Origin of the sequence: Streptomyces sp. R41 (assembly GCF_041053055.1) — a bacterium.
Taxonomy (GTDB): Bacteria; Actinomycetota; Actinomycetes; order Streptomycetales; family Streptomycetaceae; genus Streptomyces.
Genome location: NZ_CP163443.1, coordinates 2,082,755 through 2,104,513, shown reverse-complemented (window position 1 = coordinate 2,104,513; position 21,759 = coordinate 2,082,755). Strand labels below are relative to the sequence as shown.

20 protein-coding genes are annotated in these 21,759 nt (G+C 69.8%); 17 read left to right on the top strand and 3 right to left on the bottom strand.

Features of this window, described 5'->3' with window-relative positions:
* The first annotated feature begins 18 nt into the window (after positions 1-18).
* On the top strand, positions 19-1,998 hold the full coding sequence (thrS, locus tag AB5J53_RS09940; protein WP_369245261.1) for a threonine--tRNA ligase: 1,980 nt from the start codon (positions 19-21) through the stop codon (positions 1,996-1,998).
* 109 nt (positions 1,999-2,107) lie between these two features.
* On the opposite strand, the gene AB5J53_RS09935 is transcribed toward thrS, so the two are convergent.
* Positions 2,108-2,764 carry a potassium channel family protein gene (locus AB5J53_RS09935; protein ID WP_369245260.1) on the bottom strand — a complete coding sequence of 219 codons (657 nt, stop codon included), beginning with the start codon at positions 2,762-2,764 and terminating at the stop codon, positions 2,108-2,110.
* 67 nt (positions 2,765-2,831) lie between these two features.
* Between AB5J53_RS09935 and AB5J53_RS09930 the strand changes: the two genes are divergently transcribed.
* Complete coding sequence (locus AB5J53_RS09930; RefSeq protein WP_369245259.1) at positions 2,832-3,395, top strand: HIT domain-containing protein; 564 nt, start codon at positions 2,832-2,834, stop codon at positions 3,393-3,395.
* A gap of 60 nt (positions 3,396-3,455) precedes the next feature.
* On the opposite strand, the gene AB5J53_RS09925 is transcribed toward AB5J53_RS09930, so the two are convergent.
* Together AB5J53_RS09925 and AB5J53_RS09920 are read right to left on the bottom strand one after the other, a co-directional pair.
* A complete protein-coding gene (locus AB5J53_RS09925; RefSeq protein WP_369245258.1) occupies positions 3,456-5,123 on the bottom strand; it encodes a hypothetical protein in 1,668 nt (555 codons plus the stop codon).
* A gap of 157 nt (positions 5,124-5,280) precedes the next feature.
* Complete coding sequence (locus AB5J53_RS09920; RefSeq protein ID WP_369245257.1) at positions 5,281-7,476, bottom strand: elongation factor G-like protein EF-G2; 2,196 nt, start codon at positions 7,474-7,476, stop codon at positions 5,281-5,283.
* 216 nt (positions 7,477-7,692) lie between these two features.
* On the opposite strand from AB5J53_RS09920, the gene pgsA reads away from it, so the two are divergent.
* The 15 genes from pgsA to AB5J53_RS09845 all read left to right on the top strand — a co-directional run bounded on the left by pgsA (position 7,693) and on the right by AB5J53_RS09845 (position 21,559).
* Complete coding sequence (gene pgsA, locus AB5J53_RS09915; protein ID WP_369252136.1) at positions 7,693-8,415, top strand: phosphatidylinositol phosphate synthase; 723 nt, start codon at positions 7,693-7,695, stop codon at positions 8,413-8,415.
* Positions 8,412-9,377 (top strand): phosphatidylinositol mannoside acyltransferase, encoded by a 966-nt coding sequence (locus AB5J53_RS09910; protein ID WP_369245256.1) that lies wholly within the window; start codon positions 8,412-8,414, stop codon positions 9,375-9,377. The genes pgsA and AB5J53_RS09910 overlap by 4 nt, the downstream gene beginning before the upstream one ends.
* Positions 9,374-10,534, top strand: coding sequence for a glycosyltransferase family 4 protein (locus AB5J53_RS09905; RefSeq protein ID WP_369245255.1), 1,161 nt, complete (start codon positions 9,374-9,376; stop codon positions 10,532-10,534). Before AB5J53_RS09910 ends, AB5J53_RS09905 begins: the two co-directional genes overlap by 4 nt.
* Before the next feature lie 83 nt (positions 10,535-10,617).
* Complete coding sequence (locus AB5J53_RS09900) at positions 10,618-11,709, top strand: formylglycine-generating enzyme family protein (protein WP_369245254.1); 1,092 nt, start codon at positions 10,618-10,620, stop codon at positions 11,707-11,709.
* Positions 11,710-11,720: 11 nt separating this feature from the next.
* On the top strand, positions 11,721-12,266 hold the full coding sequence (locus AB5J53_RS09895) for a hypothetical protein (RefSeq protein WP_369245253.1): 546 nt from the start codon (positions 11,721-11,723) through the stop codon (positions 12,264-12,266).
* Positions 12,267-12,533: 267 nt separating this feature from the next.
* Positions 12,534-13,448, top strand: coding sequence for a pyridoxal 5'-phosphate synthase lyase subunit PdxS (pdxS, locus tag AB5J53_RS09890; RefSeq protein WP_369245252.1), 915 nt, complete (start codon positions 12,534-12,536; stop codon positions 13,446-13,448).
* 6 nt (positions 13,449-13,454) lie between these two features.
* Positions 13,455-14,063 carry a pyridoxal 5'-phosphate synthase glutaminase subunit PdxT gene (gene pdxT / locus AB5J53_RS09885; RefSeq protein WP_369245251.1) on the top strand — a complete coding sequence of 203 codons (609 nt, stop codon included), beginning with the start codon at positions 13,455-13,457 and terminating at the stop codon, positions 14,061-14,063.
* Positions 14,064-14,111: 48 nt separating this feature from the next.
* Positions 14,112-14,864, top strand: a complete 753-nt coding sequence (locus tag AB5J53_RS09880; RefSeq protein ID WP_369245250.1) for a YebC/PmpR family DNA-binding transcriptional regulator — start codon at positions 14,112-14,114, stop codon at positions 14,862-14,864.
* A gap of 133 nt (positions 14,865-14,997) precedes the next feature.
* Positions 14,998-15,567, top strand: a complete 570-nt coding sequence (gene ruvC, locus AB5J53_RS09875) for a crossover junction endodeoxyribonuclease RuvC (RefSeq protein WP_369245249.1) — start codon at positions 14,998-15,000, stop codon at positions 15,565-15,567.
* Positions 15,564-16,172, top strand: coding sequence for a Holliday junction branch migration protein RuvA (gene ruvA, locus AB5J53_RS09870; RefSeq protein ID WP_369245248.1), 609 nt, complete (start codon positions 15,564-15,566; stop codon positions 16,170-16,172). Before ruvC ends, ruvA begins: the two co-directional genes overlap by 4 nt.
* A gap of 53 nt (positions 16,173-16,225) precedes the next feature.
* A complete protein-coding gene (gene ruvB / locus AB5J53_RS09865; protein ID WP_369245247.1) occupies positions 16,226-17,320 on the top strand; it encodes a Holliday junction branch migration DNA helicase RuvB in 1,095 nt (364 codons plus the stop codon).
* Between the two features lie 165 nt (positions 17,321-17,485).
* The gene (gene yajC, locus AB5J53_RS09860) at positions 17,486-17,998 is read left to right on the top strand and encodes a preprotein translocase subunit YajC (protein WP_369245246.1); all 513 of its coding nucleotides are present in this window, start codon (positions 17,486-17,488) and stop codon (positions 17,996-17,998) included.
* A gap of 141 nt (positions 17,999-18,139) precedes the next feature.
* The gene (gene secD / locus AB5J53_RS09855; RefSeq protein WP_369245245.1) at positions 18,140-19,903 is read left to right on the top strand and encodes a protein translocase subunit SecD; all 1,764 of its coding nucleotides are present in this window, start codon (positions 18,140-18,142) and stop codon (positions 19,901-19,903) included.
* A gap of 1 nt (position 19,904) precedes the next feature.
* Positions 19,905-21,023, top strand: a complete 1,119-nt coding sequence (gene secF, locus AB5J53_RS09850) for a protein translocase subunit SecF (RefSeq protein WP_369245244.1) — start codon at positions 19,905-19,907, stop codon at positions 21,021-21,023.
* Complete coding sequence (locus AB5J53_RS09845; RefSeq protein WP_369245243.1) at positions 21,020-21,559, top strand: adenine phosphoribosyltransferase; 540 nt, start codon at positions 21,020-21,022, stop codon at positions 21,557-21,559. The genes secF and AB5J53_RS09845 overlap by 4 nt, the downstream gene beginning before the upstream one ends.
* Positions 21,560-21,759: the final 200 nt, after the last annotated feature.

The window sequence follows — 21,759 nt, the reverse complement described above, 5'->3', positions numbered from 1 at the left end:
TTCAGTCAGGAGAGTCCGGTGTCAGACGTCCGTGTGATCATCCAACGCGATTCCGAGCGGGAAGAGCGCGTGGTGACGACGGGCACTACGGCCGCCGACCTCTTCGCCGGCGAGCGCACCATCGTCGCGGCCCGCGTGGGCGGCGAGCTCAAGGACCTCGCGTACGAGCTGAACGACGGCGAGACCGTCGAGGGCGTCGAGATCTCCTCCGAGGACGGCCTGAACATCCTGCGCCACTCCACCGCGCACGTCATGGCACAGGCCGTGCAGGAACTCTTCCCCGAGGCCAAGCTGGGCATCGGCCCGCCGGTCAAGGACGGCTTCTACTACGACTTCGACGTCGCCGAGCCGTTCACGCCCGAGGACATCAAGCGCATCGAGAAGAAGATGCAGGAGATCCAGAAGCGCGGACAGAAGTTCGCGCGCCGGGTCACCAGCGACGACGCCGCCCGCGAGGAGCTGGCCGACGAGCCCTACAAGCTGGAGCTCATCGGTCTCAAGGGCAACGCCGCGCAGGCCGCCGAGGGTGCCGACGCCGAGGTCGGCGGCGGCGAGCTGACGATCTACGACAACCTCGACGCCAAGACCGGCGAGCTGTGCTGGAAGGACCTCTGCCGCGGTCCTCACCTGCCCACGACCCGGAACATCCCGGCGTTCAAGCTGATGCGCTCGGCTGCCGCCTACTGGCGCGGCAGCGAGAAGAACCCGCAGCTCCAGCGGATCTACGGCACCGCCTGGCCGTCCAAGGACGAGCTGAAGGCGTACCTGGACTTCCTCGTCGAGGCCGAGAAGCGCGACCACCGCAAGCTCGGCGCCGAGCTGGACCTCTTCTCCATCCCGGAGGAGCTGGGCTCCGGCCTCGCGGTCTTCCACCCCAAGGGCGGCATCGTCCGCCGCGAGATGGAGACCTACTCGCGCAAGCGCCACGAGGACGCGGACTACGAGTTCGTCAACACCCCGCACATCTCGAAGGAAAACCTCTTCGTCACCTCGGGGCACCTGCCGAACTACGCGGACGCGATGTTCCCGCCGCTGGAGTTCGACGGGCAGAACTACCGCCTCAAGGCGATGAACTGCCCCATGCACAACCTGATCTTCAAGGCGCGCGGCCGCTCCTACCGCGAACTGCCGCTGCGGCTCTTCGAGTTCGGCACGGTGTACCGCTACGAGAAGTCGGGTGTCGTGCACGGCCTGACCCGCGCACGCGGCTTCACGCAGGACGACTCGCACATCTACTGCACCAAGGACCAGATGGCCAGCGAGCTCGACTCGCTGCTCACCTTCGTCCTGGACCTGCTGCGCGACTACGGCCTGAACGACTTCGAGCTGGAGCTGTCCACCCGCGACGACTCCCCGAAGTTCATCGGCGAGCACGCGGAGTGGGAGGAGGCCACCGACGCGCTGCGCCAGGCGGCCGAGAAGCAGGGCCTCCCGCTGGTTCCCGACCCGGGCGGCGCCGCGTACTACGGCCCGAAGATCTCCGTCCAGGCCAAGGACGCCATCGGCCGCTCGTGGCAGATGTCCACCATCCAGGTCGACTTCCAGCAGCCCAAGCGGTTCAACCTGGAGTACACCGCCGCGGACGGCTCCAAGCAGCAGCCGGTCATGATCCACCGCGCGCTGTTCGGTTCGATCGAGCGCTTCTTCGCGGTGCTCCTGGAGCACTACGCGGGCGCGTTCCCGGCGTGGCTGGCGCCCGTGCAGGCCATCGGCATCCCGATCGGCGACGCGCACGTGCCGTACCTGGCGGAGTTCGCCAAGAAGGCCAAGGCGGCCGGTCTGCGCGTCGAGGTCGACGGGTCCTCGGACCGCATGCAGAAGAAGATCCGCAACGCGCAGAAGCAGAAGGTGCCCTTCATGGTCATCGCGGGCGATGAGGACATGACGGCCGGTGCCGTCTCCTTCCGCTACCGCGACGGCTCGCAGGAGAACGGCATCCCGGTCGACGAGGCTATCGCCAAGATCGTGCAGATCGTCGAGGAGCGCGCGCAGGTCTGAGGCGTACGGTTCTGACGCGTACGGTTCCGAGACCTACGGGACCGAGGCGACGGTTCTGAGGCGTACGGCGTTCTTCCGACGCGTACGTGATGTGAGGCCCCCGGAGAGTTCAGTTCCCCGGGGGCCTTTCGTCGCCCTCACGGGAGAACACCTCCAGCAGCCACGACGAGAACGACCCCGTCACCGCGCCGAGCAGCGCCAGGCCGCATCCCATCAGGCCGACCGCGATCGTGCGCCCCATCGGTGTCACCGGTGTCACATCCCCGTATCCGACCGTCGCGAGCGTGGAGCAGGCCCACCACACCGAGTCCCCGAAGGTCAGGATCGTTGCGTTCGGGGCCGTGTGCTCCACCTGGTAGACGGCGAGGGCGCCCGCGAAACCGATCAGTGTGACCGACAGGCCCGCGTAGACGACCACGCGCCCGTACAGGGGGAGCCGAGGCTGCCCGTGGCGGCGCTGCACGGCGTCGTAGGCCTTCACGATGCGCACGGGACGAAGCAGCGGCAGGGCGAGCACCAGGGTGTCCAGCCAGTGCGTCGGGATGAAGCGCAGGCCCTGCCCGCTCAGCCGCCAGCGGACGACGTAGTCGACACCGAACACCGCCCAGGCCGCCAGCATCGTCGCCAGACAGGCCTCCCGCGCGGCGGCGGGCAGACCGTGACCGAGGACAAGGACCGCGTACGAGGCGAGAAACACCAGCGAGGCCACGGCGAGCGGGATCTCGATGCGCCGCTCCCAGCGGGCCTGTGTGCTGTCGTCGTCCATCGCCCCAGCTTGGCCGGGGGCCCTTTTCCGCGGCACCCGGCGACACGCCGCGAACGGGCGAAGTCATATGCTGCACAACATGACGAGTGAGCCGGAGCAGCAGATCGGAGTGGGAACGCAGGACGCGTTCCAGCGCTTGTGGACGCCCCATCGGATGGCTTACATCCAGGGCGAGAACAAGCCCACCGGCCCGGGGGCCGACGATGGCTGTCCCTTCTGCTCGATCCCGGCCAAGTCCGACGAGGACGGCCTGATCGTCAGGCGCGGCGAGCAGGTGTACGCCGTGCTCAACCTCTACCCGTACAACGGCGGCCACCTCATGGTCGTGCCCTACCGCCACGTCGCCGACTACACGGACCTGACGGCCCCGGAGACCGCCGAACTCGGCGAGCTGACCAAGCAGGCCATGATCGCGCTGCGTACCGCCTCGGGCGCGCACGGCTTCAACATCGGCATGAACCAGGGCACGGTCGCGGGCGCCGGCATCGCCGCCCACCTCCACCAGCACATCGTGCCCCGCTGGGGCGGCGACACGAACTTCATGCCGGTCGTGGGCCACACCAAGGTGCTTCCCCAGCTCCTGGCGGACACCCGCAAGATGCTGGCGGAGGCCTGGCCGACGGCCGCCTGACCCCGACCCGCGTCTCCGGTGCCTTGTGAGTGGGGCACCGGAGCCCGACCGACGAAGACGCTATGCGTCGTACAGGTCGGCCTTCCGAGGCATCGGGTCCTGGACCGCCGTGCTGAGGAACGCGGAGCGGTTGCCGAACTTCTCCGTGTCGACGCCGTTCTCCTCAAGAACCCTGATCGCCGCGGCGTGCACCACGCGCAGGACGGGCGTCGCGGCCCGCAGCGCGTCGTCCGCCATGAAACGGTGCCGCCACGGCTGGTCGGCCCAGGCGTGCCGCAGCCCGAAGGGCTCGGGCAGCGTCAGGGTCCCGCCGAGCCAGTTGAGGAACGGCGGATACCAGGTGAAGGGCGCACGCGCCGCGAGGCGTACGACCTCGTCCGTGGTGACCAGCGGCAGATTCACCTTGCGGGTCTCCCAGAACTTGACGGCCTTCGCGACCTCCTTGGTCGGCGCCTCCGGCTTCGTCGTGAAGAGCGGGTTCACCGGACCCAGTGCGTGCCCCGTGACCTCGATGCGCAGTGTCTCGTGCAGGACGGTCACGGTGATCAGCATGGTGATGATCAACTGGCCGTCCCAGAGTGTCCATTGCACCCCGAGGTAGTGCCGGTCCCCGCTGCCGAACTGCTGCTTGTTGCAGATGTCCTGTATGGCGTGGGTCTTGATCGTGTACGCGTCCACGTCCGTACCGGTCGGCCGGGACACCGCCTTCGCGTTCTCACCGATCGGTGTGACGACCCAGTGCTTTATCGAAGGGGCCGGGAAACCACCGGTGTTGAGCGGACCGCGCTCCAGCATGCGCAGCTGGTCGTGGATGGACCGGATGACGTCCCAGCTGCGGAACGGGTGGATCTCCTTGTCCGCGTCGCGCGGCACCAGGTCCTCGGCGAGCTGCCAGGCGCCCCAGCGGGTGCCCATGCCGAGTATGCCCTTGGGGCCCGCGTAGAAGACCGAGTTGGACTGCTGCTCGGCGGTGAGCCGGGCGAGGGCCTGGCGCAGCCGCTCGGCCGCCGTCTCACCGGGGCTGCCGGGCACGGCCTCGGGGATCTTGGCGCCGATGCCGCCACCGGACAGCAGGCTGTCCCAGCGGTCGCGCATGTCCTTGGCCGTGCGCTCGCAGATCTGCTTGGCCCAGAGCCACCCGACGACGGGGAGCACGACCGCCGCGCGCGCATACAAGGCCCAGAAGCCCGTGAACGGCATGCGGATGAGGAAGAGCACCGCGAGGGCGCCGACGGCGACGAGGAGCGTGGTCGCCAGGGCGGAGGCGCGCTTGTCCTCACGCTTGGCGATCTGGGTGCGGATCTGGAAGACCAGCAGCCAGACCAGGAGCCCGGGCAGGAAGAGCAGCCCGCACAGCACCATCACGGCAGACAGCCAGTTGTCGCGCTCCCTGCGGATGCGGTTCGCCGCCAGGCAGTGCTCCACGACGACCTGCGGCTCGGTGCCGAAGGACTGGATGAGCGGTTTGCGACCCGCGCCCAGCATGCGGTCCTGCACGGCCCGCGCGAAGGCCTCGCCCAGGTTCGGCGCGAACAGCTTGATCTTTCCGGGCTTGACGGTGGACTTGTGCCAGTCGTTGTCGGCCTTGAGGATCTCCACGACCGCGTTGTCCCGGTACGCCGCCGAGGCCAGGGCGAACGTCGCCGCCGTCTGGCCCGCGGAGCCCGAGAGCGGCACTTGCGCCCCGGGAGTGAAATCGAAACCGTCGAACGCCACTTCCGCCCCCATCGCCGCCGCACCCGCTCCTGCGGCTTTCCCGACTTCCCTGCCCCGCACACCTGTTGATCAGGTCATCGTCTTGATCAGGTTCTCAGAGTATCGGCCGCGACCGACATTCGTCGGCGGACGGCCGAAGCCGCCCGCCGACCGACGAGACGCTGAACCGTCAAGCGTCCTGGGTCTGTTCGCGGATCCTTTCGGCGATCTGAGGCGGCATCGGCTCGTGCCGCGCGTAACTGCGGTTGAAGCGCGCGGTGCCGTGCGAGAGGGAGCGCAGATCGACGGCGTACCGCCCGATCTCGATCTCCGGGACCTCGGCGCGTACGAGGGTGCGCCCGCCGGTCGTCTGCTCGGTGCCGACGACCCGGCCGCGCCGTCCCGACAGGTCGCTCATCACGGCGCCCACGTAGTCGTCGCCGACCAGGACGGTCACCTCGGCCACCGGCTCCAGGAGATGGATCCTGGCGTCGGCGGCCGCCTCGCGCAGGGCGAGCGCGCCGGCCGTCTGGAACGCGGCGTCGGAGGAGTCCACGGAGTGCGCCTTGCCGTCCAGCAGCGTGATGCGTACGTCGATGAGGGGATAGCCCGCGGCCACGCCCTTGGCGGCCTGGGCGCGGACGCCCTTCTCGACGGACGGGATGAACTGCCGGGGCACGGCGCCGCCGACGACCTTGTCCACGAACTCGATGCCCGAGCCGTTCGGCAGCGGTTCGACCTCGATCTCGCAGATCGCGTACTGACCGTGCCCGCCGGACTGCTTCACATGGCGCCCGCGCCCGGCGGACTTGTCCGCGAACGTCTCCCGTAGGGAGACCTTGTACGGGACGACGTCGACCTGGACGCCGTAGCGGTTGCGCAGCCGCTCCAGAGCGACGTCCGCGTGGGCCTCGCCCAGGCACCACAGGACGACCTGGTGGGTGTTCTGGTTCTGCTCCAGGCGCATGGTGGGGTCCTCGGCGACCAGCCGTCCCAGACCCTGCGAGAGCTTGTCCTCGTCGGGTTTGCTGTGGGCCTGGATGGCAAGCGGAAGCAGGGGGTCGGGCATCTGCCACGGCTCCATGAGCAGGGGGTCGTCCTTGGCCGAGAGGGTGTCTCCGGTCTCGGCCCGGTTCAGTTTCGCCACGCACGCCAGATCGCCGGCGATGCAGTGCGTGAGGGCGCGCTGCTGCTTGCCGAACGGCCTGGACAGGGCCCCTACGCGCTCGTCGACGTCGTGGTCCTCGTGGCCCCGGTCGGTCAGCCCGTGCCCGGACACGTGCACCGTCTCGTCGGGGCGCAGAGTGCCCGAGAAGACGCGTACGAGCGAGACCCGGCCCACATACGGGTCGGACGCGGTCTTCACGACCTCCGCGACCAGCGGTCCGTTCGGGTCGCAGGCCTTCACCCCGCGCGCCGCGCCGTCCGGCGTGGTCACCGTGGGGGCCTCGCGCTCCAGCGGGGTCGGGAAGCCGCCCGTGACGAGCTCGAGGAGTTCGACCGTGCCGAGGCCCTGGCGGGCACCGTCGGTGGCCGGAGCGGCGGCCAGCACCGGGAAGAAGGTTCCCCGCGCCACGGCCCGCTCCAGGTCCTGTACGAGCGTCTTGAGATCGATCTCCTCGCCGCCGAGATAGCGGTCCATGAGGGTCTCGTCCTCGCTCTCGGCGATGATCCCCTCGATGAGCCGGTTGCGCGCCTCCTCGATGAGCGGCAGCTGCTCGGGTCCCGGCTCCGCCTCCTTGCGCTCCCCGGAGGAGTAGTCGAACAGCCGCTGGGACAGCAGCCCGATCAGACCCGTCACGGGCGCGTGCCCGTCGGGGCCTTCTTCGCCGTGCAGCGGCAGATACAGGGGCAGTACGGCATCGGGGTCGTCCGCGCCGAAGGCCTCCGCGCAGACCCGCGTCATCTCTTCGAAGTCCGCTCTTGCGGCTTCGAGGTGGGTGATCACAATGGCCCGCGGCATGCCGACGGCCGCGCACTCCTCCCACACCATCCGGGTCGAGCCGTCCACGCCGTCCGAGGCCGAGACGACGAAAAGGGCCGCGTCCGCCGCTCGCAGACCGGCCCGCAGTTCCCCGACGAAGTCGGCGTATCCGGGAGTGTCCAGAATGTTGATCTTGTATCCGTCCCAGTCGACGGGTACCAGGGAGAGCTGCACCGAGCGCTGCTGCCGGTGCTCGATCTCGTCGTAGTCGGAGACGGTGCCGCCGTCCTCCACGCGGCCCGCCCGGTTCACTGCTCCCGCGGTGAGCGCGAGAGCTTCCACCAGAGTCGTCTTGCCCGATCCGCTGTGGCCGACCAGCACCACATTCCGTACGGACGCGGGGTGGTCGGCCGCCGTAGCCCTGCCGGCGGCTCCGGGGTGTGCGTTCGCCTTGTCGCCCATGGCCTTGCCTCCCGTGCACGGTGAGGTCACTGTGGGCGCGGGCATACGGATCCGCGTGCGGTGCGGCTCCGATGACGCCCGCGGTGTCTTCGAGCTTTGCACTCCCGTCACGGTGCGTCCATACGGCGGACGCGATCGCGCCCGGCCACCGACGGCATCCCGTCAGGACACGGGGTGCGGGTGCCCGACCGTCGCACATGCGCGCGCGTGGCTACGATGGGCCAGCCGGTGGCCAGCAGGGGCCGCGCGGCGACACCGACCCTCGGGAAGGCCATGCTGAACAAGTACGCGCGTGCATTCTTCACGCGTGTCCTCACACCGTTCGCCGCGTTTCTCATCCGCCGGGGGGTAAGCCCCGACACGGTCACCCTCCTGGGCACGGCCGGAGTCATGGCGGGCGCGCTGGTCTTCTACCCCCGGGGGGAGTTCTTCTGGGGCACGATCGTCATCACGCTCTTCGTGTTCTCGGACCTCGTCGACGGCAACATGGCGCGCCAGCTCGGCCGCTCCAGCCGCTGGGGCGCCTTCCTCGACTCGACGCTCGACCGGGTCGCCGACGGCGCGATCTTCGGCGGCTTCGCGCTCTGGTACGCGGGCAACGGCGACAACAACGTCCTGTGTGCCGTCTCGATCTTCTGCCTGGCCAGCGGCCAGGTGGTCTCGTACACCAAGGCCCGCGGCGAGTCGATCGGCCTGCCGGTCGCGGTCAACGGGCTGGTGGAGCGCGCCGAGCGGCTGGTGATCTCGCTGGTCGCGGCCGGCCTCGCGGGCCTGCACACGTTCGGCGTGCCCGGCATCCAGGTGCTGCTGCCCATCGCCCTGTGGATCGTCGCCGTCGGCAGCCTCGTGACGCTGATCCAGCGCGTCGTCACGGTGCGCCGGGAGTCCGCGGAGGCGGACGCCGCGGCCGCGGCCCAGAACAGCGGGGCCACGTCGTGACCAGCCTCCAGGACCGGCTGGTGGACGGGGCGTACGCGCTCGGCTGGAGCACCGTCAAGAAGCTCCCCGAGCCGGTCGCCGTGCGGCTCGGCCGGACCATCGCCGACCTCGCCTGGAAGAAGCGCGGCAAGGGCGTACAGCGCCTGGAGAGCAACTACGCGCGCGTGATGCCCGACGCGACGCCGGAGCGGCTCGCCGAGCTCTCCAGGGCCGGCATGCGCTCGTACCTGCGCTACTGGATGGAGTCCTTCCGGCTGCCCGCCTGGAGCGAGGAGCGCGTGAAGACGGGCTTCGAGGCCAAAGACGTGCACTACCTGACGGACGGCATCGCCTCCGACCGGGGTGTCATCCTCGCTCTCCCGCACATGGGCAATTGGGATCTCGCGGGTGCCTGGGTCACCACGAAGCTTCGGACGCCGTTCACGACGGTCGCCGAGCGCCTCAAGCCCGAATCGCTGTACGACCGTTTCGTCGCCTATCGCGAGGGCCTCGGTATGGAGGTCCTGCCGCACAGCGGCGGCACCGCGTTCGGCACGCTGGCCCGGCGGCTGCGCGACGGCGGGCTGATCTGCCTGGTCGCCGAGCGCGACCTGTCCTCGTCCGGTGTCGAGGTGGAGTTCTTCGGCGAGGCGACCAGGATGCCCGCGGGACCGGCCCTGCTCGCCCAGCAGACCGGCGCCCTGCTCCTTCCGGTGACGCTCTGGTACGACGACTCACCCGTGATGAAGGGCCGCGTACATCCCCCCGTCGAGGTGCCCGAGACAGGTACCCGGGCCGAAAAGACGTCTGTCATGACACAGGCGATGGCCGACGCCTTCGCCACGGGGATCGCCGACCATCCGGAGGACTGGCACATGCTGCAGCGCTTGTGGCTCAAGGACCTCGACCCGGGGAAGGATCCTGACAACACCGGAAAGGACCCTGAGAACTCCGAGAAGGACCCTGAGAAAGGGACTCCGTGAGGATCGGAATCGTCTGCCCGTACTCCTGGGACGTGCCGGGCGGCGTCCAGTTCCACATCCGTGACCTGGCCGAGCACCTCATCCGCCTCGGCCACGAGGTGTCCGTCCTCGCCCCCGCGGACGACGAGACACCACTGCCCCCGTACGTCGTCTCGGCGGGCCGCGCGGTCCCGGTGCCCTACAACGGCTCCGTGGCGCGCCTGAACTTCGGCTTCCTCTCAGCGGCCCGGGTGCGGCGCTGGCTGCACGACGGCACCTTCGACGTGATCCACATCCACGAACCGACCTCGCCGTCACTCGGCCTGCTGGCCTGCTGGGCCGCGCAGGGTCCCATCGTCGCCACCTTCCACACCTCGAATCCGCGCTCCCGGGCGATGGTCGCCGCGTACTCGATCCTCCAGGCGGCCCTGGAGAAGATCAGCGCGCGGATCGCGGTGAGCGAGTACGCGCGCCGCACCCTCGTGGAACACCTGGGCGGCGACGCCGTCGTCATCCCGAACGGTGTCGACGTCGACTTCTTCGCCCGTGCCAAGCCCAAGGCCGAGTGGCAGGGCGACACCCTCGGCTTCATCGGCCGCATCGACGAGCCTCGCAAGGGCCTGCCGGTCCTCATGAAGGCCCTGCCGAAGATCCTCGCCGAGCGCCCGCAGACCAGGCTCCTGGTCGCCGGACGCGGCGACGAGGAGGAGGCGGTCGAGTCCCTCCCCGCCGAGTTGCGCTCGCGCGTCGAGTTCCTCGGCATGATCAGCGACGAGGACAAGGCCCGCTTCCTGCGCAGCGTCGACGTGTACGTGGCGCCCAACACCGGCGGCGAGAGCTTCGGGATAATCCTCGTGGAGGCGATGTCGGCGGGGGCACCGGTTCTCGCCTCCGACCTCGACGCGTTCGCCCAGGTCCTCGACCAGGGCGCGGCGGGCGAGCTGTTCGCCAACGAGGACGCCGACGCGCTCGCCGCTTCCGCTCTGCGCCTCCTCGGTGACCCGGCGCGCCGGGCCGAACTGCGCGAGCGGGGGAGCGCCCACGTCCGGCGCTTCGACTGGTCGACGGTCGCGGCGGACATCCTGTCCGTGTACGAGACGGTCACGGATGGAGCGGCGGCGGTGGCCACCGACGAACGGACCGGGTTCCGGGCGCGGTTCGGGCTGGCGCGGGACTGAACGTGCCGGACACGTCGGGCGGGGGAGCGTCGTGCTGCGCGCCCGCGCGCGGGGAGGTCGGTTCACTTCTCCAACTGGCCGCCGTGCCCAGTCCGCGAAGTGGTCGCGGACCGGGGCACGACATCACCGCCATCGAACTGCCGGGTGGCGAGTTCCGCATGGGTGACGCCTTCGGCGAGGGGTATCCGGACGATGCGGAGGGGCCCGTCCGTACGGTGACCGTGGAGCCGTTCCGGATCGACGCGACCGCCGTCACCAACGCCAGGTTCGCCGACTTCGTGCGGGCGACCGGGTACCGGACGGAGGCGGAGCGGTACGGCAGTTCGTTCGTGTTCCACCTGTTGCTGCATCCCGGTGCGCGGGACGCCGTGACGGGGGCAGTTGCCGCGGCACCGTGGTGGCTCGGTGTCGAGGGCGCGTGCTGGAGTGCGCCGGAGGGACCGGGTTCGGACCTCGAAGGCCGCACGGACCACCCTGTCGTGCACGTCTCGTACCACGACGCGCTCGCGTACTGCTGCTGGGCGGGCGCGCGGCTGCCCACCGAGGCCGAGTGGGAGTACGCGGCGCGGGGCGGCCTCGAGGGGGCCCGCTATCCCTGGGGCGACGAGTTCGCGCCGGGCGGGCGCGAGCGGATGAACACCTGGCAGGGGGACTTCCCCAGGGTCAGCACGCGGCCGGGCGGCACGACCGGGACGGTACCCGTCGACGCGTACGAGCCCAACGGCTTCGGGCTCTACAACACGTCGGGGAACGTGTGGGAGTGGTGCGCGGACCTCTTCTCCGCGGCGGATGCTGCCCAGTTGTCCGCGGTGGAGGCCGATCGGTTGTCCGCGGCGGGTGCCGGCCGGTTGTCCGCGGTGGGCTCCAGCCGGGGATCTGCTATAGGTGCCGACGAGTTGTCCGCGATGGACGCCGGCCAGTTGTCTGCGGTGGGTCCCGACGGGTTGTCCGCGGTGGAGGCAGACAAGTTGTCCGCAGTGGGCGCAGGTGGTCAGTTCTCCGTGGTGGGCGCCGAACCGCGCGTGATCCGCGGCGGGTCCTATCTGTGCCACGCCTCGTACTGCAACCGCTACCGGGTCGCGGCCCGTTCCAAGAACACGCCCGACTCCTCGACCGGGCACGGCGGTTTCCGTTGCGCCTGGGACCCGCGAAGAGCGGTGACCGTACCCGGGTAGCCTTGCCGCCCGTGACCGCAACCCTCATCTGGATCCTCGTCGGCCTCGTCGCGATCGGCCTCTACCTGAGCTGGACCGCCGGGCGACTGGACCGGCTGCACGCCCGCATCGACGCCGCCCGCGCCGCACTCGACGCGCAGTTGCTGCGCCGGGCTTCCGTGGCACAGGAGTTGGCCACGTCCGGGGTCCTCGATCCGGCCGCCTCGATCGTGCTGTACGAGGCGGCGCACGCGGCTCGGCAGGCCGAGGAGGAGCAGCGGGAGGTGGCCGAGAGCGAGCTGAGCCAGGCGTTGCGGGCCGTGTTCGGGGAGGTGGCCCAGGTCGAGGCGGTGCGGGAGGCTCCCGGGGGCGAGGAGGCTGCCGGCGAGCTGGCGCAGGCGGTGCGGCGGGTGCCGATGGCCCGGCGCTTCCACAACGACGCCGTGCGCGCGGCCCGCGCACTCCGCCGCCACCGCAAGGTCCGCTGGTTCCACCTCGCCGGCCATGCCCCGTTCCCCATGGCCTTCGAGATGGACGACGAGCCCCCGACGGCTCTGGCAGACCGCCCGACGAGCTGAGGCAGGGGTTTGACCCCGGCTAAAAGACGGCCCAGCTCCCCAGCGCCCCCCCTTTAGGGGCGCGGGGAACTGCGCGACAAGCCCCCACCGGCCCGCAGCAAAAAACGACCCAGGGGGTCTGGGGGCGGAGCCCCCAGGTACGGGAATGGGCAGGGGCGGCGGGGGCGAAAAAAATCCACCGGCTCCCCATTGGCCCTTGCTGTGGCCTGCTCCCCTCACGTTTCCTCGGTGCAGCACAAACCCTCTTTCACTGAGTGAGGTCAACCCGTGTCCAGCACGCTCTCCAACTCCGCCCAGACCCCCGAGATCGGCACCGCCCGCGTAAAGCGCGGCATGGCCGAGCAGCTCAAGGGCGGCGTGATCATGGACGTGGTCAACGCCGAGCAGGCGAAGATCGCCGAGGACGCCGGCGCCGTGGCCGTCATGGCCCTGGAGCGGGTCCCCGCCGACATCCGCAAGGACGGCGGCGTGGCCCGTATGTCGGACCCGAACATGATCGAGGAGATCATCGACGCGGTCTCCATCCCCGTCATGGCCAAGTCGCGCATCGGCCACTTCGTCGAGGCCCAGGTCCTGCAGTCCCTCGGCGTCGACTACATCGACGAGTCCGAGGTCCTCACCCCCGCCGACGAGGTCAACCACTCCGACAAGTGGGCGTTCACGACCCCCTTCGTGTGTGGTGCCACCAACCTCGGTGAGGCCCTGCGCCGCATCGCCGAAGGCGCGGCCATGATCCGCTCCAAGGGCGAAGCCGGCACCGGCAACGTCGTCGAGGCCGTCCGCCACCTGCGCCAGATCAAGAACGAGATCGCCCGCCTGCGCGGCTACGACAACAACGAGCTGTACGCCGCCGCCAAGGAGCTGCGCGCCCCGTACGAGATCGTCAAGGAGGTCGCCGAGTTGGGCAAGCTCCCGGTCGTCCTCTTCTCCGCCGGTGGCGTCGCCACCCCGGCCGACGCCGCGCTCATGCGCCAGCTCGGCGCCGAGGGCGTCTTCGTCGGCTCCGGCATCTTCAAGTCGGGCGATCCGGCCAAGCGTGCCGCCGCCATCGTGAAGGCGACCACCTTCTACGACGACCCCAAGATCATCGCGGACGCGTCCCGCAACCTGGGCGAGGCCATGGTCGGCATCAACTGCGACACCCTCCCCGAGGCCGAGCGCTACGCCAACCGCGGCTGGTAACCACCCATGACCGAAGCACCTGTCATAGGCGTCCTGGCACTCCAGGGCGACGTACGGGAGCACCTCATCGCCCTGGCCGCGGCTGATGCCGTGGCCAGGCCGGTGCGGCGCCCCGAGGAACTCGCCGAGGTGGATGGTCTGGTCATCCCCGGCGGCGAGTCCACCACCATCTCCAAGCTGGCCGTCCTCTTCGGAGTGATGGAGCCCCTCCGCTCGCGCGTGCGGGACGGTATGCCCGTCTACGGCACCTGTGCGGGCATGATCATGCTCGCCGACAAGATCCTCGACCCGCGCTCCGGCCAGGAGACCATCGGCGGCATCGACATGATCGTGCGCCGCAACGCCTTCGGACGCCAGAACGAATCCTTCGAAGCGGCGGTCGACGTCCAGGGCGTCGAGGGCGATCCTGTAGAGGGCGTCTTCATCCGCGCCCCCTGGGTCGAGTCCGTGGGTGCCGAGGCCGAGGTGCTCGCCGAGCACGAGGGTCACATCGTCGCCGTACGCCAGGGCAACGCGCTCGCCACGTCGTTCCACCCGGAACTGACCGGCGACCACCGCGTGCACGGCCTGTTCGTCGACATGGTGCGCGCGAACCGGGCGGCGGAGTCCTTGTAGGATCTCTGGCATTCGTATCTGGATGGGTTACGCGAAGGAGACAGGCAGATGTCCGGCCACTCTAAATGGGCCACGACGAAGCACAAGAAAGCCGTGATCGATGCCAAGCGCGGCAAGCTCTTCGCGAAGCTGATCAAGAACATCGAGGTCGCGGCGCGCATGGGCGGCGTGGACCTCGACGGAAATCCGACGCTGTACGACGCCGTGCAGAAGGCGAAGAAGTCGTCGGTTCCAAACAAGAACATCGACTCCGCGATCAAGCGTGGCGGCGGTCTCGAGGCCGGTGGCGCCGACTACGAGACGATCATGTACGAGGGTTACGGCCCGAACGGTGTCGCGGTGCTCATCGAGTGCCTCACCGACAACCGCAATCGCGCCGCCTCGGACGTCCGCGTCGCCATGACGCGCAACGGCGGCAACATGGCCGACCCGGGCTCCGTCTCGTACCTCTTCAACCGCAAGGGCGTCGTGATCGTCCCCAAGGGCGAGCTGACCGAGGACGACGTCCTGGGCGCCGTTCTCGACGCGGGTGCCGAGGAGGTCAACGACCTCGGTGAGTCCTTCGAGGTCATCTCCGAGGCCACCGACCTGGTCGCGGTGCGCACCGCGCTCCAGGAGGCCGGAATCGACTACGACTCCGCCGACGCCAACTTCGTCCCGACCATGCAGGTCGAGCTGGACGAGGAGGGCGCCCGGAAGATCTTCAGGCTGATCGACGCCCTCGAGGACAGCGACGACGTGCAGAACGTCTTCGCCAACTTCGATGTGAGCGACGATGTGATGGCGAAGGTCGACGCCTGAGGGCACTGACAGCACGACGGGCCGACGGGACACACCCCGTCGGCCCGTCGCTTTGTCGGTGGCACCCGATAGCCTGCACGAACTGGGGGCACCTCCGAGCGGTGGCCGGGGGAGATCGAAGAAGGGGGCATGCGTGCGGGTACTGGGAGTTGACCCCGGTTTGACCCGGTGCGGAGTCGGTGTGGTCGAAGGAGTCGCCGGCCGGCCCCTGACCATGCGCGGCGTCGGTGTCGTACGGACCCCGGTGGACGCCGAGTTGGGGGTGCGCCTCGTCGCCATCGAGCAGGGCATCGAGCACTGGCTCGACGAGCACGAGCCCGAATTCGTCGCCGTGGAGCGGGTGTTCAGCCAGCACAACGTGCGTACGGTGATGGGCACCGCCCAGGCCAGCGCCGTCGCCATGCTCTGCGCCGCCCGGCGCGGCATCCCCGTCGCCCTGCACACCCCGAGCGAGGTCAAGGCCGCCGTCACCGGCAACGGACGTGCGGACAAGGCCCAGGTGGGTGCCATGGTCACGCGTCTGCTCCGGCTCGACGCCCCGCCCAAGCCCGCCGACGCCGCCGACGCCCTCGCCCTGGCCATCTGCCACATCTGGCGCGCCCCCGCCCAGAACAGACTCCAGCAGGCCGTCGCGCAGAACCGGCTCCAGCAGGCTGCCGCCCTGCACGCATCGAAACTCGCATCGAAAGGCCGTACCGCATGATCGCCTTCGTCAGCGGCCCGGTCGCCGCCCTCGCCCCCGACTCCGCGGTGGTCGAGGTCGGCGGCATCGGCATCGCCGTCCAGTGCACGCCCAACACGCTCTCCGGGCTCCGCATGGGACAGCAGGCCAAGCTCGCCACGTCCCTCGTCGTCCGCGAGGACTCGCTGACGCTGTACGGCTTCGTGGACGACGACGAGCGGCAGACGTTCGAGCTGCTGCAGACCGCGAGCGGCGTCGGTCCGCGCCTCGCGCAGGCCATGCTCGCCGTGCACACCCCCGACGCCCTGCGCCGCGCGGTGGCCACGGGTGACGAGAAGGCGCTCACCGCCGTCCCCGGCATCGGCAAGAAGGGCGCCCAGAAGCTCCTCCTGGAGCTCAAGGACCGCCTCGGCGAACCCCTCGGGACCAGCACGGGCATCGGCGCCCCGGTCAGCACGGGCTGGCGCGACCAGCTGCACGCGGCGCTCATCGGCCTCGGGTACGCGACACGTGAGGCCGACGAGGCCGTCTCCGCGGTCGCTCCGCAGGCCGAGGCCGCTGAAGGCACACCCCAGGTGGGCCAGCTCCTAAAAGCGGCCCTGCAGACCCTCAACAGAGCTCGCTGAACCACCGGCAGGCCTGAGCCCCGATCGATCCACCACACCGCGAGGCACACGTAATGAACTGGGACGACACGACCGACGAGACCGCCGCCGAGCGCCTCGTCGGCCCCGCCGCGGAGCGGCTGGTGGACTCTGTCGCCGACCGCGAGGACCAGGCTGTCGAAGCCGCCCTGCGTCCCAAGGACCTGGACGAGTTCATCGGCCAGGAGAAGGTCCGCGAGCAGCTCGACCTCGTCCTGCGGGCCGCACGCGCGCGTGGCGCCACCGCCGACCACGTGCTCCTCTCGGGCGCCCCCGGACTCGGCAAGACGACGCTCTCGATGATCATCGCCGCCGAGATGGGCGCCCCGATCCGCATCACCAGCGGCCCCGCGATCCAGCACGCCGGCGATCTCGCCGCGATCCTCTCCTCCCTCCAGGAGGGGGAGGTGCTGTTCCTCGACGAGATCCACCGGATGTCCCGGCCCGCCGAGGAGATGCTCTACATGGCGATGGAGGACTTCCGCGTCGACGTCATCGTCGGCAAGGGCCCCGGTGCCACCGCCATCCCGCTCGAACTGCCCCCGTTCACCCTGGTCGGCGCCACCACGCGCGCGGGACTGCTGCCGCCCCCGCTGCGCGACCGCTTCGGCTTCACCGCGCACATGGAGTTCTACGAGCCCGCAGAGCTGGAGCGCGTCATCCACCGTTCCGCCAACCTGCTCGACGTCGAGATCGGATCCGACGGCGCCGCCGAGATCGCGGGCCGCTCCCGCGGCACCCCCCGTATCGCCAACCGCCTGCTGCGCCGCGTACGCGACTACGCGCAGGTCAAGGCCGACGGGATCATCACCCGCGAGATCGCGGCGGCCGCGCTGAAGGTCTACGAGGTCGACGCCCGCGGTCTCGACCGCCTCGACCGCGGTGTCCTGGAAGCCCTGCTCAAGCTCTTCGGCGGCGGCCCGGTCGGCCTGTCCACGCTCGCCGTCGCGGTGGGGGAGGAGCGCGAGACCGTCGAGGAGGTCGCCGAGCCCTTCCTCGTACGGGAGGGGCTGCTCGCGCGTACTCCCCGTGGCCGGGTGGCCACACCGGCGGCATGGGCGCATCTCGGCCTCACCCCGCCCCGCCAGTCAACCGGTGGAAACGGACAACAGGACCTGTTCGGGGCGTGACGGCGCGGGTACGTGCCGGGGCAGGAACCCCGGTGCCATGCTGAGCGTTGTTCCATCAGTGCGGACTCGCTTAGACTCCGCCGATGCCGCCCTTGTGGGCGGCGCCGACCCACCCCCATCCACCAGGCCGCTCATCCCGCGGTCGTGCGAAGGAAACTCCGTCCCGTGAATATCGTGACCCTCCTCCCGTTCATCGTGCTCATCGGGGCCATGTTCCTGATGACCCGCTCGGCCAAGCGCAAGCAGCAGCAGGCCGCGTCGATGCGTAATGAGATGCAGCCCGGCGCCGGCGTCCGCACGATCGGGGGCATGTACGCGACGGTGAAGGAGGTCAATGAGGAGACGGTCCTCCTTGACGCTGCCCCGGGCGTGGACCTGCTCTTCGCGAAGAACGCGATCGGCGCCGTCCTGACGGACGACGAGTACAACCGCATCGTCCACGGCATCGAGCACGACCTGAAGTCCGACGGCACGGTCGTTCCGGACGACGCCTCCTCCCTCACCGAGACCGACGAGCCCGCCGCCGACGCCTCTTCCGACGCCTCCGACGACAAGCCCATCGACCTCGGCAAGAAGGACGCGGCGGACGAGCCGGCCGACGAGCCCGCCGAGGCGAAGGCCGACGAGGTCGACGAAGCAGAGCCGAAGAAGACCGACGGCGAGGCCGACGCGAAGTAGTCACGACCCGGGAGCGCGGCGCGACCCGCTCGCGCCCCGTGCTTCCCGGGACGTGCTGTTCTCGCACGGAGTCCCGACACCATGTCATGGCCGCCCGCGCGCTCACCCGGCGCAGGGCGGCCCGAGAGGGAGTACGAGAAGGTGGCAGCACCGAAGAAGGGCCGGAGCGCGAGCGCCCAGAGCAGGCCGGGGCGCTCACTGGCCCTCATCCTGATCGCCATCGCGGCGCTCACCGGGGGGATGTTCGTCTCCGGGCACCCCACTCCGCGCCTCGGCATCGACCTCGCCGGCGGCACGAGCATCACGCTCACGGCGAAGAACGAGCCGGGCCAGCCCAACGCGATCAACAAGACCAACATGGACACCGCGGTCGACATCATGAACCGCCGTGTCAACGGTCTCGGCGTCTCCGAGGCCGAGGTGCAGACCCAGGGATCCGACAACATCATTGTCAACATCCCCAAGGGCACGAACTCCAAGCAGGCCCGGGAGCAGGTCGGCACCACCGCCAAGCTCTACTTCCGTCCCGTCCTGACCACCGAGGTCTCCGGGACCGACGCGTCGGCCAGCCCCTCACCGAGCGCCTCCAGCAGCTCTTCCGGCAAGGCCACCGACAAGGCGAGCTCGTCCTCGTCGCCGTCGAGCTCCACGACCCCGTCGGCCACCGCCACCTCCCAGGGCCGCGCGGTCACCGACGCCCTGAAGGCCGACTCCACGCCGTCGGCGAGCAGCTCCGCGAGCTCCTCGGCCTCCTCCAGCGCCTCGCCGTCCGCGAGCAGCAGCGTGGACCCCGCGACCGCCAAGCTCGAGGCCGAGTACACCGCGCTCGACTGCACCGACAAGGCCGCCCGCGCCAAGGCCGGTGACGGTGCCAGGCCCACCGACCCCACCGTGGCCTGCGGCCAGAACTCCTCCGGCCAGTGGCAGAAGTACATCCTGGGCCCGGCCGCGGTGTCCGGCACGGACATCAAGAAGGCTTCGGCGGTCTTCGACACGCAGAGCGCCGCGGGCTGGAAGGTCACCATGGACTTCACGCCCGGTGGCTCCAAGAAGTTCGCCAGCATCACCGGCGAGCTCGCGAAGAACCAGACCCCGCAGAACCAGTTCGCCATCGTCCTCGACGGTGAGGTCGTCTCCGACCCGTACGTCAGCCAGGCGCTGACCGGCGGCAACGCGGAGATCTCCGGCAGCTTCAGCCAGACCGAGGCCCAGGACCTGGCCAACATGCTGAAGTACGGCGCCCTGCCGCTCACCTTCAAGGAGTCGAGCGTCACCACGGTGACCGCCGCCCTCGGTGGCGAGCAGCTGCACGCCGGTCTGATCGCCGGCGCGATCGGCCTCGGCCTGGTCGTCATCTACCTGGTGGTCTACTACCGGGGCCTGTCGCTCATCGCCATCGCCTCGCTGATGGTCTCCGCCGTTCTCACCTACGTGATCATGGCGCTGCTCGGCCCCACCATCGGCTTCGCGCTGAACCTGCCGGCCGTCTGCGGTGCGATCGTCGCGATCGGTATCACAGCGGACTCGTTCATCGTGTTCTTCGAACGCATCCGGGACGAGATCCGTGAGGGCCGCTCGCTGCGCCCCGCCGTCGAGCGGGCCTGGCCGCGTGCCCGGCGCACCATCCTGGTCTCCGACTTCGTGTCGTTCCTCGCCGCCGCGGTGCTCTTCATCGTCACCGTCGGAAAGGTCCAGGGCTTTGCGTTCACGCTCGGCCTGACCACCCTGCTCGACGTGGTCGTCGTCTTCCTCTTCACCAAGCCGCTGATGACGATCCTCGCCAGCAAGAAGTTCTTCGCGAGCGGCCACAGCTGGTCCGGCCTCGACCCGAAGCGACTGGGCGCCAAGCCGCCGCTGCGCCGCACCCGTCGCCCCTCCGCCCCCGTCGACACGAAGGAGGCGTGAGATGTCGAAACTCGGCACCCTCGGCGCCCGACTGCACCGCGGCGAGATCGGCTACGACTTCGTCGGCAAGCGCAAGATCTGGTACGGCATCTCGATCCTGATCACCATCACGGCCATCCTCGGCCTGACGGTGCGCGGCCTGAACATGGGCATCGAGTTCCAGGGTGGAGCCGTCTTCACCACCCCGAAGCACATGAGTGTCTCGGTGACCCAGGCCGAGTCGTACGCGCAGGACGCCTCCGGCCACGACGCGATCGTCCAGAAGCTCGGCGACGGCAGCCTGCGCATCCAGATCGCCGGCATCGACACCGACAAGTCCGACCAGATCAAGGAGACGCTCTCCAAGGATCTGAAGGTCGACTCGGAGAAGATCAACGCCGACCTGGTCGGCCCCAGCTGGGGTGACCAGATCGCCAACAAGGCCTGGGAGGGCCTGGCGATCTTCATGGTCCTCGTCGTGATCTATCTGGCGATCGCCTTCGAGTGGCGCATGGCCATGGCCGCGCTCGTCGCGCTGATCCACGACATCACCATCACGGTCGGCATCTACGCCCTGGTCGGCTTCGAGGTCACACCGGGCACCGTGATCGGTCTGCTCACGATCCTGGGTTACTCGCTCTACGACACGGTCGTCGTCTTCGACAGCCTCAAGGAGCAGACGAAGGCCATCACCAAGCAGACCCGCTACACCTACAGCGAGGTCGCCGACCGCTCGATCAACGGCACCCTGGTCCGCTCCATCAACACCACGGTGGTCGCGCTGCTGCCGGTCGCGGGCCTGCTGTTCATCGGTGGCGGCGTGCTCGGCGCGGGCATGCTCAACGACATCTCGCTGTCGCTGTTCGTCGGCCTCGCGGCCGGTGCGTACTCCTCGATCTTCATCGCCACGCCGCTCGTCGCCGACCTCAAGGAGCGCGAGCCGCAGATGAAGGCCCTGCGCAAGCGCGTGCTCGCCAAGCGCGCCCAGGCCGCCGCGACGGGCGAGTCCCTGGAGCCCCAGGTCACCGAGGAGTCGTACGACGACGAGCCGGAGGACGCCGCGCCCGCGGTCGTCGGCCCGCGCAACCAGCCCGCGTCCCGCAGCAGGGGTCGCGGTCGACCCTCGGGGAAGCGCCGATGACCGACATAGAGGCGCTGCTGCTCAGCCGTATCCGCGACGTGGCCGACTACCCGGAGCCGGGCGTGATGTTCAAGGACATCACCCCGCTCCTGGCGGACCCGGGGGCGTTCACGGCGCTCACCGACGCGCTGGCGGACATCGCCGTCCGCAACGAGGCCACGAAGATCGTCGGCCTGGAGGCCCGCGGCTTCATCCTCGGCGCCCCGGTCGCCGTCCGCGCCGGGCTCGGCTTCATTCCCGTACGCAAGGCGGGCAAGCTCCCCGGAGCGACCCTGTCGCAGGCGTACGACCTGGAGTACGGCTCCGCCGAGATCGAGGTGCACGCCGAGGACCTGGCCGCGGGCGATCGCGTCCTGGTCGTCGACGACGTCCTCGCCACCGGCGGCACCGCCGAGGCCTCGCTCCAGCTCATCCGCCGGGCGGGCGCCGACGTCGCGGGCGTCGCCGTGCTGATGGAGCTCGGCTTCCTGGGCGGCCGCAGCCGTCTGGAGCCGGCCCTGGCGGGCGCTTCGCTGGAGGCGCTCCTCAAGCTCTGAGGACCGAAGTCTGAGGATCGCGTCCGAGCACCCTGGGGAAAGCCCGGGGAAAGCCTCGGGAAAGGCCTGAGACACCCGTAGGACACCGCGGAGGCGGGCCCGGAGGAATCCGGTGCCCGCCTCTTGCGTTCCTCCTGTACGAGGCCGTCCCAGCGGCCGAAAGCGAGTCCGACGCTCAGGATCGCTACCATGGGGTTTCC